The sequence below is a fragment of the Amorphus suaedae genome (assembly GCF_053629675.1).
The window spans coordinates 1,033,420-1,051,215 of the sequence record NZ_JBRJIT010000001.1; the positions used below are offsets into that span (position 1 = coordinate 1,033,420).

General features: G+C 63.8%; 17 protein-coding genes and 1 tRNA gene. 7 read left to right on the forward strand and 11 right to left on the reverse strand.

Annotation, left to right across the window (positions count from 1 at the left end):
* Positions 1–67: 67 nt before the first annotated feature.
* From AB7M35_RS04635 to AB7M35_RS04645, 3 genes are all read right to left on the reverse strand, one after another.
* The gene (locus AB7M35_RS04635; protein ID WP_453957649.1) at positions 68–1,147 is read right to left on the reverse strand and encodes a DNA topoisomerase IB; all 1,080 of its coding nucleotides are present in this window, start codon (positions 1,145–1,147) and stop codon (positions 68–70) included.
* 210 nt (positions 1,148–1,357) lie between these two features.
* A complete protein-coding gene (locus AB7M35_RS04640; RefSeq protein ID WP_453957650.1) occupies positions 1,358–1,771 on the reverse strand; it encodes a hypothetical protein in 414 nt (137 codons plus the stop codon).
* 73 nt (positions 1,772–1,844) lie between these two features.
* A complete protein-coding gene (locus AB7M35_RS04645) occupies positions 1,845–2,678 on the reverse strand; it encodes a TIGR02587 family membrane protein (protein WP_453957651.1) in 834 nt (277 codons plus the stop codon).
* A gap of 273 nt (positions 2,679–2,951) precedes the next feature.
* Between AB7M35_RS04645 and cysD the strand changes: the two genes are divergently transcribed.
* Positions 2,952–3,860 carry a sulfate adenylyltransferase subunit CysD gene (gene cysD / locus AB7M35_RS04650; RefSeq protein ID WP_453957653.1) on the forward strand — a complete coding sequence of 303 codons (909 nt, stop codon included), beginning with the start codon at positions 2,952–2,954 and terminating at the stop codon, positions 3,858–3,860.
* The gene (cysN, locus tag AB7M35_RS04655) at positions 3,860–5,761 is read left to right on the forward strand and encodes a sulfate adenylyltransferase subunit CysN (protein WP_453957654.1); all 1,902 of its coding nucleotides are present in this window, start codon (positions 3,860–3,862) and stop codon (positions 5,759–5,761) included. The genes cysD and cysN overlap by 1 nt, the downstream gene beginning before the upstream one ends.
* A gap of 95 nt (positions 5,762–5,856) precedes the next feature.
* Here cysN and AB7M35_RS04660 read toward each other — a convergent pair whose 3' ends face one another.
* Complete coding sequence (locus tag AB7M35_RS04660; protein WP_453957655.1) at positions 5,857–6,171, reverse strand: DUF2934 domain-containing protein; 315 nt, start codon at positions 6,169–6,171, stop codon at positions 5,857–5,859.
* Between the two features lie 167 nt (positions 6,172–6,338).
* On the opposite strand from AB7M35_RS04660, the gene AB7M35_RS04665 reads away from it, so the two are divergent.
* Positions 6,339–6,569, forward strand: a complete 231-nt coding sequence (locus AB7M35_RS04665) for a hypothetical protein (protein ID WP_453957657.1) — start codon at positions 6,339–6,341, stop codon at positions 6,567–6,569.
* 70 nt (positions 6,570–6,639) lie between these two features.
* Here AB7M35_RS04665 and AB7M35_RS04670 read toward each other — a convergent pair whose 3' ends face one another.
* Positions 6,640–7,074 (reverse strand): EamA family transporter, encoded by a 435-nt coding sequence (locus tag AB7M35_RS04670; protein ID WP_453957659.1) that lies wholly within the window; start codon positions 7,072–7,074, stop codon positions 6,640–6,642.
* Positions 7,075–7,259: 185 nt separating this feature from the next.
* On the opposite strand from AB7M35_RS04670, the gene AB7M35_RS04675 reads away from it, so the two are divergent.
* From AB7M35_RS04675 to AB7M35_RS04685, 3 genes are all read left to right on the forward strand, one after another.
* Positions 7,260–7,637: a DUF805 domain-containing protein gene (locus AB7M35_RS04675; RefSeq protein WP_453957661.1), complete on the forward strand. Its 378-nt coding sequence runs from the start codon at positions 7,260–7,262 to the stop codon at positions 7,635–7,637.
* 227 nt (positions 7,638–7,864) lie between these two features.
* Positions 7,865–8,722, forward strand: coding sequence for a hypothetical protein (locus AB7M35_RS04680; RefSeq protein ID WP_453957662.1), 858 nt, complete (start codon positions 7,865–7,867; stop codon positions 8,720–8,722).
* 261 nt (positions 8,723–8,983) lie between these two features.
* Positions 8,984–9,439 (forward strand): N-acetyltransferase family protein, encoded by a 456-nt coding sequence (locus AB7M35_RS04685; RefSeq protein WP_453957664.1) that lies wholly within the window; start codon positions 8,984–8,986, stop codon positions 9,437–9,439.
* 96 nt (positions 9,440–9,535) lie between these two features.
* Here AB7M35_RS04685 and AB7M35_RS04690 read toward each other — a convergent pair.
* Positions 9,536–9,626 (reverse strand) — tRNA-Ser (locus AB7M35_RS04690).
* A 1,105-nt stretch (positions 9,627–10,731) separates the two neighbouring features.
* On the opposite strand from AB7M35_RS04690, the gene AB7M35_RS04695 reads away from it, so the two are divergent.
* Positions 10,732–10,896: a hypothetical protein gene (locus AB7M35_RS04695; protein ID WP_453957665.1), complete on the forward strand. Its 165-nt coding sequence runs from the start codon at positions 10,732–10,734 to the stop codon at positions 10,894–10,896.
* A gap of 205 nt (positions 10,897–11,101) precedes the next feature.
* Here the strand turns inward: AB7M35_RS04695 and AB7M35_RS04700 are convergent, their stop codons facing one another.
* From AB7M35_RS04700 to AB7M35_RS04720, 5 genes are all read right to left on the reverse strand, one after another.
* Positions 11,102–15,427 carry a peptidoglycan-binding domain-containing protein gene (locus AB7M35_RS04700; protein WP_453957666.1) on the reverse strand — a complete coding sequence of 1,442 codons (4,326 nt, stop codon included), beginning with the start codon at positions 15,425–15,427 and terminating at the stop codon, positions 11,102–11,104.
* 24 nt (positions 15,428–15,451) lie between these two features.
* Positions 15,452–15,703 carry a hypothetical protein gene (locus AB7M35_RS04705; RefSeq protein ID WP_453957667.1) on the reverse strand — a complete coding sequence of 84 codons (252 nt, stop codon included), beginning with the start codon at positions 15,701–15,703 and terminating at the stop codon, positions 15,452–15,454.
* A 94-nt stretch (positions 15,704–15,797) separates the two neighbouring features.
* Positions 15,798–16,334: an SH3 domain-containing protein gene (locus AB7M35_RS04710; RefSeq protein WP_453957668.1), complete on the reverse strand. Its 537-nt coding sequence runs from the start codon at positions 16,332–16,334 to the stop codon at positions 15,798–15,800.
* A gap of 384 nt (positions 16,335–16,718) precedes the next feature.
* The gene (locus AB7M35_RS04715) at positions 16,719–17,243 is read right to left on the reverse strand and encodes a hypothetical protein (protein ID WP_453957669.1); all 525 of its coding nucleotides are present in this window, start codon (positions 17,241–17,243) and stop codon (positions 16,719–16,721) included.
* Positions 17,244–17,432: 189 nt separating this feature from the next.
* Complete coding sequence (locus AB7M35_RS04720; RefSeq protein WP_453957670.1) at positions 17,433–17,711, reverse strand: hypothetical protein; 279 nt, start codon at positions 17,709–17,711, stop codon at positions 17,433–17,435.
* Positions 17,712–17,796 lie beyond the last annotated feature (85 nt).

Genomic DNA, 17,796 nt, shown 5'->3' on the forward strand with positions numbered 1-17,796 from the left:
CGTTGCCGAACAGCCGGAAGCTGGTGACCCTCGCGATCGCATCGCCCCTGCCCCATCCCAACGTCGTCTAGACGCCGTTGCCGTCCCGGCGCTCGCGGGTGAGCCACGACAGAACGCGCTGCTCGTCCTCGTCGAGACCGCTGTCCGGGTCGATCCGGCGGGCGGCGCGCAGCCGCGCCTTGAGCGTGCCGTCGACGAAGCGCTCGAACACCTTCGGATGGACGTAGCACTTGCGGCAGACGGCACGCGTGTTGCCCAGCGTCTGGGAGACCTGGTCGATGGCGGCGTTCATCTTGCGGGCGGCGTCGGTCTTGCTGGTCGGGGGCTCGGCCTCCGCCAGCAGCGTGGCGGCCAGCACCGTGCCCGCCCAGGTGCGGAAGTGCTTGGAGCTGAACTCGGCCCCGGAAATCTCGCGCAGGTAGGCATTGACGTCGTGGGAGGCGACCGGACGGACCTCGCCGTCCTCGCGATACTGGAAGAGGTGCTGGCCGGGCAGCTCGTGGCAGGCACGCACCACCTTCATGATCCGGCGGTCGGTGAGCGACAGGTTCCACGCCTTGCCGGACTTGCCGGTGAACTTCAGGCGCATCGCCGACGGCTCGAGCTTCAGGTGGCGCGAGCGCAGCGTCGTCAGCCCGAAGCTCTTGTTCTCGCGGGCGTAGGCGGTGTTGCCGATGCGGATGAAGGTGTGTTCCAGCAGCCAGACGATCGATCCGAGCACCTTGGCCCGATCGAGGTTGCGGCGGCGCATGTCGGTCTCGACGCGGGCGCGGATGTCCGGCAGCGCGTTGGCGAAGGCGATCAGGCGGTCGTACTTGGCCTGATCGCGGACATCGGTCCAGCGCGGATGGTAGCGATACTGCTTGCGCCCGCGCGCGTCGCGGCCGGTCGCCTGGATGTGGCCGGTGTCGAGGGGACAGATCCACACGTCGACATAGGCCGGCGGCACCGCGAGGCCGCGGATCCGCGACAGCGTCAGCGGATCCTTCACCAGCACGCCCTTGGGGTCCCGGTAGGAGAAGCCGCGGCCCGCGCGGCGCCGCACGATCCCCGGCACGTCGTCGCTCATGTAGACCAGCTCGGCCGCCTTCGCGGAGGCGTGCGGGGCGGGAGGCGCGAGCTGGGTGGTGTCGATGCGCGACTTCATCGGAGCCTCGATGGCAGGAGCCTGTCCGATCGGGGAAGGCACCCGATCGAGGGAACGGCTTCAGATGGAAATTCCCGGCCCGTTCCCGCTCCGCCAGATCGGTCTGACCACGCAACGCCCGGGACCGGCTTCACAACTCCGGAAGCCGGCGAACGTTCCCGCCAAACGCGCCGATCCGGGGCCGCCGGCAGCCGGCGACCCGCGCGCCGGTCAGGGCGTGCGATAGCCGAGCACCCGGACGCGGAGGTCGCCGGCGTCCGGGTTGTGGGTGAAGATCAGCGTCGCCTCGCGGTCGGAGCCCGGGGGCAGGTAGTCGAGCCGCGCGCGGGCGACCGCCCATTCCGTGTCGGCGGCCCCGGCCCGTCCCTCGATCTCGATGTCGGCGGCGGTGGATCCGCCGATGTTCTCGACGGTGACCACGACCGAATAGCCCTCGGCGACTCGCATCGGAGGGGCGGCATGCACGGTGATCACCGGCGGCGTGCCGCCCTCGCTGACCCCGTAGCCGACGAGGATCGCGATGACGCCGACGAAGATGACCGCGCCGAAGCCCGCCGCGATCCAGTGCAGCCGCGTGGGGTAGACCGGGTGAAACCGCGACCGCTTGCCGCTTTCGTTCGCCATGGGCTGCTGCCTTGCCTCCTGGGGTCTGTGTCTTCTTGCCGTGCGGGGCGGACCGCCCACACGGGCCCTTCTCTTACAGGATCAGCCGCGCCGCGGCCGCGCCGAGGGCGGCCGGCAGGGAAAGCACGACGGTGGTGGCCACGACGGCCTGCAGCCCCTCGCCGTCGATCTGGCCGAACGTCCACAGGACGTAGAGGCTCATGGCAAAGGCCACCGCGTAGCCGACGAGGGTGTAGCGCAGGAAGATGCTGAGGAAGCCGACGCCCTCGACGCGCCCGACCTCCTGGCCGCGGAAGCGGACCGAATAGACGAAGGCGTGCATGGCCACGAGCAGCAGGAGCATCAGCACGACCAGATGCCAGACGGTGGTCTGGGAGGCGATCAGCTCCACCTCCTCGGTCGGCGCCACGCTGAAGCTCAGGAACAGCGCGCCGGCCGCCATCAGGAAGACTTCCGACCCGTAGGAGGTCTGGCGCTCCTCCTGCTCCCCGTCGTCCTCGTCCTTCTGGCCGAACTGGCTGCGCGCCAGCATGGCGCCGATGCTGGCCGGCACCGTCTGCAGCCCGATCTGGCCGGCGATCTCGTCGATCCCCATGCCGAGGCCGATGGCCCCGAGCAGCAGCAGGATGACGCCGGAACAGACGAAGCCGACGGCGATCGCCAGGAAGCTGTCGGCGATGTCCTGGCTCCAGCTCCGGGTCTTCTCCAGCCCGATATAACGGGAAATGCCCATCAGCAGCGGCAGCAGCATGCCGACCAGCAGCGCCAGCCGGTAGCGGTCCATGGTGGCGCCCAGCTCCCACATCTCCATCGTCATGAAGATGGGGATGGAGAAGATGGCGGCACCGCCGAGCGCGCGGCCGATTTCGACCAGGAAGTCGCTGGCGGTTTCCTTGCTACACGCCATGCAAGCCCCTTCTCTCCGCGACACGCCCCGCCGGGGCGGGCGGGTTCGCCATCCTCGCCGGCACGACATATGCCGCATTTGTTTTCTCACGGCGGGGCCGGACCGGGGCAGCGGTTTTCTTGGATGCCCTCCACTCGTGCCATAGTCTTGCCGGCGGTTCGAGAGAACGAACCGGTCGGAGCACAGGCGCTTCGATTGCACGGGACTGGATCGACACTCCGCACAGCGGCCGCCGCCGCGGCGGAGCCGTCGGTCGACGAGAGCGCACAACCGATGTCATCCGAGCGATTTTCCCACCTTCAGCGTCTCGAAGCGGAGTCGATCCGGATAATGCGGGAGGTGGCCGCGGAGTTCCGCAATCCGGTCATGCTCTATTCGATCGGCAAGGATTCCTCGGTGATGCTGCACCTGGCGATGAAGGCGTTCTATCCGTCCCGGCCGCCGTTTCCGCTGCTCCACGTCGACACCACCTGGAAGTTCCGCGAGATGATCGCGTTTCGCGACGCGACGGCGAAGCGGCTGGGGCTCGACCTGATCGTCCATACCAACCCGGAGGGGCAGGCGCAGGGCATCAACCCGTTCGACCATGGATCGTCGCACTACACCCACGTGATGAAGACCGAGGCGCTGAAGCAGGCGCTGACCCAGTACGGCTTCGACGCGGCCTTCGGCGGCGCGCGGCGCGACGAGGAGAAGAGCCGCGCCAAGGAGCGCATCTTCTCGTTCCGCACCGCCAGCCACGGCTGGGACCCGAAGAACCAGCGGCCGGAGCTCTGGAGCCTCTACAACACGCGGGTGAACAAGGGCGAATCGATCCGGGTCTTTCCCCTGTCCAACTGGACCGAGCTCGACATCTGGCAGTATATCCTGGCCGAACGGATCCCCATCGTGCCGCTCTATTTCGCCGCGAAGCGACCGATCGTCGAGCGCGACGGAACGCTGGTGATGGTCGACGACGGCCGGCTGCCGCTGCATCCCGGCGAGACGCCGCGCCAGCGCATCGTCCGCTTCCGCACCCTGGGCTGCTACCCGCTGACCGGCGCCATCGAGAGCCCGGCCGCCACGCTGGAGGAGATCGTCGGCGAGATGCTGATCGCCCGCACCTCCGAGCGGTCCGGACGGCTGATCGACGCCGACGAGGCCGCCTCGATGGAGCGCAAGAAGCGCGAGGGCTACTTCTGATGAACAACGTCCCCGCCACCGCCGCCTTCGCGGCCGAGTATCTGGCCGAACAGTCCGCCAAGGGGCTGCTGCGGTTCATCACCTGCGGCTCGGTCGACGACGGCAAGTCGACGCTGATCGGCCGGCTGCTCTACGATTCCAAGCTGATCTTCGAGGACCAGCTGGCGGCGCTCACCCGCGACAGCCGCAAGCACGGCACGGCGGGCGACGACATCGATTTCGCGCTGCTGGTGGACGGGCTGGAGGCGGAGCGGGAACAGGGCATCACCATCGACGTCGCCTACCGCTTCTTCACCACCGAAGCCCGCAAGTTCATCGTCGCCGACACCCCCGGCCACGAGCAGTACACCCGCAACATGGCGACCGGCGCCTCAAACGCCGAGCTGGCGGTGATCCTGGTCGATGCGCGCAACGGGATCCTGTCGCAGACGAAGCGGCATTCGTTCCTGGCGTCCCTGCTGGGCATCCGCCACGTCGTGCTGGCGGTCAACAAGATGGATCTGGTGGACCATTCGCGGGAGGCCTTCGAGCGGCTCGCGGCGGACTACCGGGCGTTCGCCGATCGGTTCGGCTTCGAGACGCTGCAGGCGATCCCGATCTCGGCGCGCTTCGGCGACAACGTCATGGAGCGCTCCGCCCGGATGGGCTGGTACGACGGCCCGACGCTGAAGGAGCACCTGGAGACCGTCGAGGTCACCGACGACCTGGAGGCGCGCCCGTTCCGGATGGCCGTGCAGTGGGTCAACCGCCCGAACCTCGACTTCCGCGGCTTCTCCGGCACGCTTGCCTCGGGATCGATACGTCCCGGCGACGAGATCGTGGTGGCGCGCTCCGGCCGCACCTCGAAGGTGAAGGCCATCATCACCCACGACGGCCCCCTGCCCGTCGCCTATGCGCGCCAGGCGGTGACGCTGACGCTGGACGACGAGATCGACATCTCGCGCGGCGACGTTCTCGCCAAGGCCGCCGAGCGGCCGGAGGTCTCCGACCAGTTCGCCGCCCGGCTGATCTGGATGCAGGAGGACCATCCGCTCATCCCGGGGCGGCCCTATCTGATGAAGTGCGGCGCGCGGACGGTGAGCGCCACCGTGACCGAGCTGAAGCACAAGATCGACGTGAACACGTTCGAGCAGCTGGCGGCGAAGACGCTGTCGCTGAACGAAGTGGGCGTGGTCAACCTCGCCCTCTCCGAGCCGATCGCGTTCGACGCCTACGCCGACAACCACGAGACGGGCGGCTTCATCCTCATCGACCGGCTGACGAACCGGACGGTCGGTGCGGGCATGATCCAGTTCGGCCTCCGGCGCGCCTCGAACGTGCACCTGCAGGCGCTGGACGTGGACAAGCCGGCGCGCGCCGCGCTGAAGGGCCAGAAGCCGGCGATCCTCTGGTTCACCGGGCTTTCGGGCGCCGGAAAGTCGACGATCGCCAACCTGGTGGAGAAGAAGCTCGCCGCCAGCGGACGCCACACCTACCTGCTGGACGGCGACAACGTCCGCCACGGCCTCAACCGCGACCTCGGCTTCACCGAGGCCGACCGGGTGGAGAACATCCGACGGGTCGGGGAAACGGCGAAGCTGTTCGTGGATGCCGGGCTGATCGTGCTGGTGTCGTTCATCTCGCCGTTCCGCGCCGAGCGCGAGCTGGCCCGGGGGCTGGTCGATGACGGCGAGTTCATCGAGATCCACGTCGACACGCCCATCGAGGTGGCCGAGGCGCGCGATCCGAAGGGGCTCTACAAGAAAGCCCGCGCCGGACAGATCGCCAACTTCACCGGCATCGACAGCCCCTACGAGGCGCCGGAAAACCCCGAGCTGCGGCTCGACACGTCGGTCCGTTCGCCCGACGACCTGGCCGACGAGGTGATCCGCATGCTGACCGACAAGGGCTACACGCACTAGCGCGTGGCCTTGCCGATCGGGCGGATGCGCCCGATCGACGCCGAGGGTCGTTCGATCACCGGGAAGCGAGGCCGGGATTGCTCCCGGCCAAAACCTCAGCGCCGACGACGCGTGGGTTCCTTGAGGGTCTGTGCGGCCGCTTCGCGGTGGGGAACCCGCACCCCCTCGCCCTGATCAACCATCTCCGGGAAGTCGCCCTGATTTTCCAGCGCCTCGGGCGGCTCGACGACGTCGCCGGCCCCGGTCTCGAGCGGCAGGAGGGCACCGTCACCGGATTCCTCCATGGCGACGAGCTCACAGGCTTTCTCCCAATGGTCGGCCTCGCGCCCGTCGGGCCGGCCTTCCTCGATCCAGATCTGGTAGGCCCTTTCGCGCACGCGCTCCTGCGGCAACTGGCTTCCGTCCGCCATGATCTCGCTCCGTTTCGACTGAAATACTCTCACGCTGACAGCCCATCCCGTCCGCAGGTGGCAACCCGATCGGACCTTGCTTCGGCGGGGCCGGCCAGGAAACCTTCAGCCGCCGGCAATTGTTCCGGGTGGAGCCTGCGGGACAAGCGGAGAAACGGAGTCGATCAATGCACCTGTCGGACCAGGAGTTTTCCGTGCTCGACGCCCTCGTGCGCCTGCACTCCGACCACGGCGAGTACGTGGGCGCGGATGCCATCGCCAGCGCGCTGCCCGGCGAAGACGCCACGGTGGTCTCCAACGTGCTCCACGGCCTCGCCCGCAAGCAGTTCGTCGAACTGAACGGCCGGGAACAGGCCACCATCACCGAATTCGGAGCGGCGGCCCTCAAGTCGATGTGACGCAAGAGGCTTTCGCGCGTCGGCACCGGCCGGGGCGAAGACCGGACGGCACGGCCTTGCCGGGCCGGGGTCAGCGATAGGCGACCAGCACCGCGCCTGCGGCGATAAGCGCGACGCCGAGCCAGTTCAGCTTCGACAGCTTCTCGCCCAGGAAGATCACCCCGAAGATCGCCACCAGCACCACCGACAGCTTGTCGACGGGCGCGACGCGGGCGGCATCGCCGATCTTCAGCGCGCGGAAATAGCAGACCCAGGATGCGCCGGTCGCCAGCCCCGAGAGCACCAGGAACAGCGCCGAACGCGGCGCGATGGAGCGGAAGCTCTGCCAGCCCCCGGTGGCGGTGAGAATGGCCGCGAGCGCCGCCAGGATGACGATGGTGCGGACGAATGTCGCGAAGTCGGAGCCGACGTTCTCGACGCCGATCTTGGCGAAGATCGCGGTCAGCGCCGCAAAGACCGCGGCAAGCACGGCCCAGATCTGCCAGGAGGACAACAGCGAGGTCATGGTCCGCGCTCCGGTCGGGTGAGCCACCGGCTCCGCGCCGGCGCGTTGGTCCGACCATCATGCGCAATTCCGCGCGTTTGTCTCGGCAGGCCGGTTATGGACGAATCCCGCGGGACGCGCTCATGATGCCGACTGCACCGCCCCGACCCGGGAGCGGGCGAGAGACCTGACAGGGGAACGGGGCAATGATCGACAGCTATCTCGGCGTGATGCGCAACTACGTGACGTTCAGCGGACGCATCGCCCGGTCCGACTACTGGTGGTACGTGCTTGCCTACTTCATCCTCATGCTGATCGGCGGCCTCGTCGACGGCATTCTCGGCTTCCACTGGGACGAAGGCAGCACGGGGCCGGTCGCCGGCATCATCAGCCTGGTGCACATCCTCCCGTCGTTCGCCGCCGGCTTCCGCCGCCTGCACGACATCGGCCGCTCGGCCTGGTGGTACCTGATCCTGCTGCTGCCGCTGATCGGCATGATCGTCCTGCTGGTCTTCCACGTGCAGCGCGGCGACCGCGGACCGAACGCCTACGGACCCGACCCGCTGGAGCCGCACCTGTCCTGACGCCCGGGGCCGGAACAGCGACCCGTCAACCGGAAGCCGGAAACGCCCGGGCCTTCCCATCGCCCTGCCGCAGCACCTGCGGCGGGGCCTTTTTCTGCTGCGGCGCACAACCCCCAGGCTCACAGATTCGTGAATACAACCAAAGATCCGGCGCTCATGTGCCCCCGTACCCCTTCAGTATCCGGAAGAAAAGAAAACCGGAACGTACCAGAAGGAGGGAAGCAACCATGCCTCGGATCAACCGAATTTCTCTCGACCTGAAGTCAATCGCAGCCGCCTCCGTCGTGGCCCTCTTCGCGCATGCGGGCAGCCCCGCCATGGCGCAGGGTGTCGGCGGCATCGGGGGCGGAGGGCTGGGCGGCGACGGCATCGGCGCGTCGGTCGGCGGGGTCGATGTGGGCATCGGCGGCGGCGGCATCGGCGTGAGCGCCGATCTCGGCGGGGTGAGCGCCGATGCGGGCGTCGGCGGCACCGGAACCGGCGGGCTCGGCGCGACCGCCGACGCGTCGGTCGGCGGCGCCCAGGGCGTGACCGCCGGAGCCACCGCGTCCGTCGGCGGCGCCAGCGGCGTGGCGGGCGCCGGGATCGGGGCCTCGGTCGGAGGCGCCCAGGGCATCAATGCCGGGGCCACCGCGTCCGTGGGCGGAGCCAACGAGGTCGCCAGCGCAGGCGTCGGCGCGTCGGTGGGTGGCAGCAGCGCCTCCGGCGGCGTCGGTGTGAGCGGGACGGGAGGAACCGGCGGCACGGTCGGCGGCGTCGGCGGCAACGGCGGATCCGGATCGACCGACGTCGCGGGCACCGGCGGCGGCACGTCGGGCGTCGGCCAGGGCGGCTTCCTGTCGGGCCTGTTCGGCGGCAACCGCAGCCTGGCGTCCAACTCGGCGCCGACGGCGACCCAGAGCTCCGTGTCCGGCCTCGCCGCGCCCGCGCCGCGGTCGGTGAACACCGTGAACGCGCAGATCGCCTCGATGACGCCGGCACGGCGGGAGGCCCTGCTCGCCCAGTGCGTGGCGGTGCTGGAAAACCAGAACCGCAGCACGCGCGCCATGCAGGACCTCTGCATGCTCGCCAACCAGATGCAGTGAGCCGGCGAGGCTCGCCGTGGCGGCCAGCGACACTGGCCAGACGCACCGGGCGCCGGCCCCCTCCGGCGCCCCTTTCCCACCCTGCGATAGCGCCCGCGCACCGGGTCGAATTACCTTCCCCGATCGCACCGCAGGACGGCCTCTCCCGGCCGTTCCCACCGGCAGTTCCGGACGCGCAGATTTCGCTGGTCCGATCGCACCGATTCCGGCGAAATGGGGTCCGCCGGACCGGCGATTTTGGCTCAGGGGGACGCGGGCGCGATGCACAGGCTGCGAAAGGCGACGGAAGGCGACCGGGCGGGCTGGGAAGCCATCTGGGCGGAGAACTGCCGCCACTTCTCGGCCCCCGCCATGGACGCCCTCACCGTCGACGCGCTGTGGGCGCGGATCCTCGACCCGGCGCACCCGATGGATGCCTGGCTTGCCGATGACGACGAGAGCGCCGGCCCGATCGGCCTCGCCCACACGATCCTGCATCCGCACACCTTCACGCTGAAGCAGGTCTGCTACCTGGAGGACCTGTTCGTGGTGCCCGCCGCGCGCGGGCGCGGCATCGGACGCGCGCTCATCCAGGCAATCACCGAGGCGGGACGCCTCAACGGCTGGCGGAAGATCTACTGGGTGACGGACAGCAGCAACGTCGACGCCCAGCGCCTGTACGGGCAGCTGGCGCGGCCGGTGGACCAGCGCATCTACGCGATCGAGCTCGGCGGATGACGTGTTCGTTTGGGGAGATGGCGGACCGGCTGGACGGCGGCTCGACCTGACAACCCAGGACGCACCGTCCGGGGCTCGGCCGCGCACGGCCATCGATGGCGGAGACGGTGGGATTCGAACCCACGAGACGGTTTTGCCATCTACTCCCTTAGCAGGGGAGCGCCTTCGACCACTCGGCCACGTCTCCGTTGTGGGCTGGGTAGCGGCGAACCCGCAGTGGGTCAAGGGATTTGGGCGGCAGAGGCGCACCAATCCACGGCGGCCTATAGGGCGACGAAATGCGAACGATGTCGGAACATGCGGTGCAAATGCGGTCGCGCTCGTACAAATCCCGTACACGATGTTCTTGAAACGTTCATCGCATCGCGGCATCGGCTGGAGCAGGCGCTAGTCGGCCTTCACCCCAGCCTGACACAGGCTTTTAGTGTTGCGATATTGAAGCGGCAACTGGCGGACACGACGAAGATCGGCAAGAACGGGACCACATGCCAAAAAGCCGAAATCGTAGACCACGTGGGGACGATGTCGCACTAACCGGATCAAATGGCGCATGCGGCGAATCTGGGATTTCTGGCCTACATGTTGGGCATGGCCCATCCTTCCGCAGACGACGAATTGCACGGAGAGAGGCACTGACACCCCGAGGCTGATGAACCGTGAGTAAAGGCGGCAATGTCGTGCATTCCCCGCCACTGAGGATGTTGCTCGGCAAGAGGCGCAGAACATTGAGACGGAGTGCGCCCGGCTCAATTCTATCGCCAGGTATCAAGGGCTCGATTTCATTCCCTCCCTGCTCGACATTGCCGAGGAGGAAGCCGGCGCCCGTTCGAGGCAGCTGTCTCCCGATTGGCACGCTGAATATAAGGACTGCGCCGCTTCCGGACCCGACGGGCGTCAGCCATGCTCGGCACCATGTGCAACCCCTATAGCCTCACCCAAGGCCAGCAGGCCATCCGGGATTTCACACAGGCTATCGGCGACAGAACGGGCAACCTGCCGTCCCTCCCCGCGATCTTCGCGGACTATCTAGATCCGGTGGCCCGCACAGCCAGGAACGGCGAGCGCGAGCTGGTCATGATGCGTCGGGGCATGCCAGGGCCGAAGCGATTCCGCGAGCGGCCGGTGACCAATATTCGGAACACCAAGAGCCCGCACTGGCGGAGATGGCTAGGCCCGGCGCACGGGTGTCTCGTGCCAGCGACATCCTTCTGTGAATACGAGACACCAAGCCGCGGAAGACACCTGCCTGGTTTAGACTCGACGAGAGCCGCCCGCTGTTCGTATTCGCCGGCATGTGGTGCACCTGGACCGGCGCGCGCCGCACCGAGGCTGAGCCGGTCCAAGGCGAGCATCAGCTCTATTCGTTCCCGACATGCGCCCCCAATGCACTCGTCGCGCCGATCCATCCGAAGGCCATGCCGGTCATCCTGACCACCGCCGAGGAAATGGATGCGTGAATGCGGGCGGAATGGTCAGAAGCCGAATTGCTGCAACCGCCGTTGGCAAACGACACACTACGGATCGTGTGGCAAACAGAGCTCGGAAAGATCCAGTCGAGTAAGCCAAACGTTCCCTGACCCAGCAGCGCCGCCGTCGCCCCTTTCGCGGAATAACACCCCAGAAAGAGTATTCACCGAACCCGCAGTTGGCTCCGGGGCGCAGCTAAAAGCGAATACCCAAGCTGGTACCTCCAGAACTTCCCGCAGCGGCCGTGGGTGCATTGCGACCGGGTTCATTCAGCGCCTGAGTTCGCCGCCACGCGGAAATGTACTCGGCCGGGTCGACCAGCAACATGCTTAGCCGGTTCGAGTTTTGATCAGCCAGCAGAATACCGAGGCAATGCTTTGTGGACTCCGGAGTGAAAGGTTCCGGGACGTAAGCCATCGTGGAATCGCGAGCAAGATTCCAATCCATGAAGTCCGTTATGCTTACTGAATCACCTTTCTGATCGACCCAATTCTCGACCAGCCCACCACCGTTGTCGAACCGTTGACACTCATATGTTCCCGCCCCGGGGCCCCAAGCGAGCATCGTCTGATACTGACCATACTCGGCGTGGATCGGTTCACCGTATTTGGCAATTAGGCCTTTTGCGACCTGATCACGAGGCAGAGCCCAATTTGGCGAAGAAACAATTCGCTGAATCGCAAGAACGTCCCTTGATCCTTTCCCCTCTTCATAGAAGAGCGCCACACGTTCCCTCAGATCCGCCTTCAAATAAAAGACGGTATCTGTAAATGCAGGCACTGCAGGGGATTGGTCAGGACGGGATTTCAGGACAATCACGTCTTCACCGAGATACTCTCGCGCCAGTTTGTCAGCCTCCGCTTCGGCCATACCGAGGCGCAAACCAAGAATGTCTAGGTCTATCGACTCGCGGACAATGTCATCAGTAGACCAACGCAGGCCATTGGCGCTTGCATTCTCGCTACGGTCATCCTCCTTTGTGTAGGAGACATCCCTGAAGCTTCCACGCACGATGACGCCGCTCACACCGTCATCCGTTCTAAGCGGTGAGACCTCCTCGATGGTGAACTCGACGGTGCCGTAACTGTAGCCCTCCTCAACGTAATTGCGCGGGATTGGCAGCCGGTCGACGAGCAAATAAGCGACGTGCCTCGTAGCGTCGCGCCCTCCAGAGACAGAGCGTGCAACATCAACAGCCTCAGGGACTGCGCAATCGGTAATGGACGGATATACGAACGTGAACATTACATTTTCGAGGACAGCCGGTTTATCAGCGGCGCCGCGACCCATTTGCTTCCTCAATTCGTTTTCGTAGTCCCAAAGCGAGATGCCGAGAGCGGATTTGACCGCGGCGATGTCGCCAGCGTCGCTTCCGCCAGTGACGGCACGCATGTCCGAGCATTGCCCTGCCCTCAACTGCTGCCCGCCCCACCCGGGCAGCGCCATCCGTATCTGGGCAACCTCCGGAAGCTCGGCCTGAGCTTGCATTTCCATCCACTGCAGAAACGAGGATCGAGATTTCTCAAAATCAGAGATCGTCGGGACTTGACCGCCACCATTGAAGATGGAGGCGGCAGAACTCGCGGGGAAGCCGCGCTCTTGTTCGCGAAGCCACCGATCAGCGTACAGCCGGCGAAGATCCGAGTCAGTGAAGCCGTCATTCCCAATTCGGAGGGAAAGAATTGCAGCCATCTCCTGATCGAGTTGCGGCGAAGGCCCCCAATTCCCTGCTACCTCGACGTCCACAATCTCTGACGCTCTGTAGGGTCCGTAGTCGACTTCGCCAAGAATCTCGTAGCCGGTGAGGCTGGTTGAATCGCGGGCAAGAAGCACCATCTGGCGCACGTACACGCCCAGGTGATGATGAACTCTGTCGTGCCGATCAGCGGTCACTTTGGCGCTCACCGCGTCCGCGTTGACGACAGCCCTGACAACCCGCCTTCTATCTTCAGCTTCAAAACGCTCCACAAACTGCTGCGCAGCACTCCGGGACACTTCCAGCCACTTGGGCTGGTTGACTATATCAACGGTGAGCGATTCAAGACCAAGTCCCTGGTCACTCTCCGAGAATGTCAAAGATCCGGCATCAGACCCGTCATCAGATCCGATTACCGCAAATGCATTGCGGGCCATATCGTATCTTCCGAGCTTCATCTCCCAGTCGAAAACAATATTCGCGCTATCCCCTGCGGCCTCAAGAGCATTCATCAATTCGCGCTCAGCTTTTGCCCGAGCAAATTCATTGACGCTCTCCTGGCGGATTACGCCGACAATCAGCTCGGTTAAATAACCATCGTCCGCAGACAACTGACCGTACAAGGAATGAAGAGCGTCCACTCCAGTTCGCTTTTCGCTCAATAGTGAGCTTATCCGGCTCTGCTCACGCTGCTCACTCAACAGATATCCGTCAGACCCCTCGTAGAAATCATATGCAAGATCCTCCAGACCATCGTCAAAGTACAAAGCAATTCTGGTGACAATCGGCGTCAGCTCGACAGAATAGAACCCACTGCGCGTATCAAATGGCTCCGCAGCCACCCCCGAAACGTCCGAATATATTGCCAAGTAGAGTTCCTGTCCGGCGAGCTTGTTTCCCCAGCGCTCAATCAACGCACGAGAAAGGCCGCCATCCAATGGCAGTTTACGAGGCAGCACGACCCCCGAATGACCCCACCTAATTTCAGCAAAATCGTAAGTGTCCCTTATCAAGGCAGGTTGCTTATACTCGTAGTTCAGAGGGATCGCGTCCCCGGGCGCGTCGGGATCCCCAAGCCGAACGTTGATCTTTTCAACTATTTTTATGTTTGGATCGATCACCTTCACAGAAAGAGAATTAATAAATCGCTTCCTAATCTCGGATGCGAAATAGGAAATACTCTGAAGCTCTTCGTCACGAAGTCGCCCCCTTCCCCATTCGTCTGGCTCATTGCCACGCCAAATTTCAAGCTGCTCCGCCCGCGAAAGCAGCGCCTTTCCCGCTGCTGCAAGGAGCAAATCGTCGTCGATTGCACTAGGGTAGCTCGCTAGCATCAACGATGCTGCCAAGCCGCCGACATCGCTCAGTCGAGCCAAATCGATATGCCCGTTCGTCTCAACTACGCCGGGCACTTCTGCTCCAGTTGTGCCCATGACTTGGGGCGGATCACCTTGGGAAACCGCACTTGTTGCGCGGTTTTCAAGGGGCCAAACGAAAATCGGTTCAGCTTCACGGCGCTTGCCTAATGACCGCGCCTCAATAGAGAATAGGCGTGCCTCGGCCTCAAATAACCTTCGCTCCGGATTGTACTTAAGATCATATATTTGAACCTGAGCCTCGACACTTATAAAGTAAGCCTCTGCGTATCCAAATTTGCGCTCAAAACTCTCCGCCTCCTCCAATGTCATGGGGATACCGCTCAGCGCAGGAAGGTCAGGAATATGCAAATTAATGGCCGACCCCCTTATAGGACCACCATCAATACTCGTGTAATTAGCCAGACCCTCCGTCACCATTGAATATGAACGGAATGGAAATATTCCTTTTTCGCGCGAATACGCGGATCTCTCCAAAGTATAACTATCAACGAGAGTAACGTTTGCGCTTTCAGGAACCGGACTGGCCAGATACTCCGCTTTGAATTTGTCGAGATCTTCATCAACTCTATAAGTCGAGCCGTGTCGATTGCCTTCAATCCTAAATAGGCGAGACAGATTGTCTTTGTTGTCGAGAACCTGGGGGCGTGCGGCAACCATCATCCGAATAAGTTGACGGTTTGCATTTCCCCTATCGAGTACCAGTCGCTCGAACTCGATGCCTGAAACGTCGACATTTGCGACCCTAACACCCTGGCCCGCCCCGGCATTAAGGGGTGTTGCTTGTGGCGCCGGCTCCGATCCTCCAGCGCTCGCCAAGCTCAATGCCGAGCGGGCTGAAACTGTCTTGGGATCACGGCCTTGATCGCGAAGGAATTGGGAGAGAGCTCTGTCTGTTCGCGGACCGGCGACACCGTCCGGCTCTCCGACATCGTAGCCGAGCTCGTTAAGCCGGCGTTGCAGTTGCTGGACCTCGGAAGGTAGGAGCTGACCATCTCGGTTTGCGGCCGCTCGGATCGCAGCATCGGCACCCTGCAGCAACGTCGATGCTTGCTCGTTCGTGAGGTACCCCGTTGCCGGCTGGCCAGTGGCCTTCTGCCACTGCCTAATACCTTGTCGGGTATTCCTTCCCAGCCCGCCGTCGGGCGTGCCGGTATCGTAACCCAGTGCATTGAGGCGGATCTGCAGAGCAAATATCTGATCGGGCGTTAACCTTGGCTCCGAGACCTTTATTGGCTGGCCACGAGCCGGATAGGCCTGTTGGCGATTAATCTCATTCTGAACAACGGCACTTCCGAGTCCCAAAATGCTTCGAAGAAGATCGTCATTGGCGTGAGAGGGAATTGAGAATCCAACTTGGAGGGATACAAGAACGATTCCAAATTTCGCGATGTTTGAAAAAGGCGAAGTATGGAAAGAGCAACGTGCAAAGCACATATCCGTCCTCATGCTGCCAGTCTTTGACGCCCATCCTCATTGTGGTTGAGTTGAGACCAAGCTCAAGCGGCAAGTCAAGGATGAGATGGCCACTGACCTCTCTGCAGTCCACGCCCAAACGCGGTCCGCTATCGCAAACAGAACGCCCGCAGCAGTGATTCCGGCAACCATCAGAGCGAGCAGCATCTTGTTTGCCAATGCCATGGTCACGAGCGGCATCAGCGCCTTGCGGAACTCGCCGAATGCTTTGCGGGCCTCCTGACGAAGCTCACGGATCTCGAGCTCCATGCGGCTCCGATCCGTCCGTGCTTCCTTCGTCATCGCCTCTATGCTCGAGACGCACTCCCCCAAGGCGCCAAGGGCTGCCTTAGTGATCTGATCGTCATCCAAGTTTCCACCTGCCATCTCCATCCTCGTGCGTCTCGAAGCGTTTCAGAGTTTCGCCGCACGGCCAGTGGGCGCTGACCCAGCCGAGGTAACCGGCCGGCGTGCGGGCCTGGTACCAGCCGTTGTCGACGTCCTGGATCGTCAGCACGGTTCCGAGTGGAAGACCGCCGATGATGTCGCCCACGGGTGCCCGGCGGAAGTTAAGCCACGGCGCCGTGGTGAAGCCATGAAGGGCCAAGGCGACCGGCTCGGCACGACCTCCGCCCAGCGGCTCCTCGATCTCGCGATCAACGATGCCTACCGCCAGACGATCTGTAACGGCCATGCGGATGCGGTCGCCTATCTCCCGCGCGCCCTTGATCGACTCGTCGAAGGACAGCCGGGTGTCGTTCCACTTGCCGCGCTGCCAGATGTCCAGGTTGCCCTCGACCTCGGCATGGGAGAGCACCGTCTCGGGCGTCGGCTCGATATCGGAGGCGCGGCAGAGATCGGCGACGAAGTCGATAATCGCGTCCCACTGCGTCTCCGTCATCGGATAGCGGCCAGACCGGAAGGGCTCTCCGTGGCGTCGGCCATGCAGGCGAGCGAAACACCGATTGAGCCGGTGTTGCAGGCCCGGGTGTGGGCCGCGTAGTTGCCGCGGATCGGCCCCTCATTGTCCCTGATCGAACGATCGCCGGGGACGGCGTTTTCGGCGCCCTCGATGATGAAGTGATAGTGGCGCGGTCGAAGGCCGAAGCGGTGTGCGCGCGGTCGACCAGTGAAGGAAGATGCGCGTCATCGTCGCGGCCGGAAGCCACGAGGCGGGTATGCTCACTTGTGTCTCCTGGAAACAAAAAGCCCCGCTGAGGGCGGGGCTTTTCAGTCACTTAGAATGCAACCACCACCAGCGGCAGCTGCAAGATTCAGCAGTCAGCTAAGATCCAGGATCCGATAGATCGATATTGCATGCTTCTATGAAGCGGCTTGCTGCTCTGGTCGATCCATTCACAGAGACGGAAGCCGAATAGCTCCGACCAGATGACTCAATCAACAGACCAACCATGATTTTCGATTTAGCATCCCTAATGGCGGCGACGATTGGCCTGATCTTATCAACCTCGTCAGACTCTACCCCATAGAAATCTGCGTTGTGATCGTAGAACACGCCATGCAGCGCGTGCTTCTCGCCGCCATCCACCTGCACAATCAACTTGGCAGGAACACCGTCCATACCCGGTTCCCAGTCCCCGCGCTCAATATAAGAGAATGTAAGCTTCTCCGGCCCCGAACATGAGAGATACATGCCGCTGTTGAAATTAATCATGCCAACCATGGACGCATTCTTGTTGTCGGAGAACAGATCGTCAGTCACATCTGTCGTCCACTGCGCGTAGGAGGTGCTGACCCCCAGTGTCATCGCGCCAAGCACAGCAACAATCCTCAACGCGGATCCCAGCATTTGAGCCTCCCTTGCCACTTCCTGTATGGCAACGTAGACCTGAACCGACTACTCGCCAACTCTCCCATCCGCCCCTTCCCCATCCTTTGGCTGTTTGATCTCCACTGCCCTCACCGCACCGCCATTCTTGTTCGCGCGGTGCGTCCGCGACAATCCGGTAGGTGCCGTCAATTCCGGGTCGGGCGCCGGTCAACACGAAGTCCGCTTCGGCATAGGCCGTCTCGACGAGAGCGAGCTCGACAGACCGCCACCCATATCGCGCTCGGCATCGCGCTTGCGGGCAGAAGCAACCTGACGGGCCTGGTCACGGTCGTCCGCCGGAAGGCGAACAAGATTGGTGGCGTCCGGCCCTTCCCGCTCCAGCTCGAAGTCAACCTCTTCTTCCCGAAAGGCCGCATCCTCGCGGTTGAAGTAGCGGACCTTGGCGCGGCGGATGCGGAACGCCCCTTGAATGGCGAGATGTCCCAATTGGAGACGTTGCCATCATCATCAATTCGGCCGAAGACTGTCGGAAGCACTTCTCCGGACGGCGCCCGGCCGGCGCCCCTCTCCT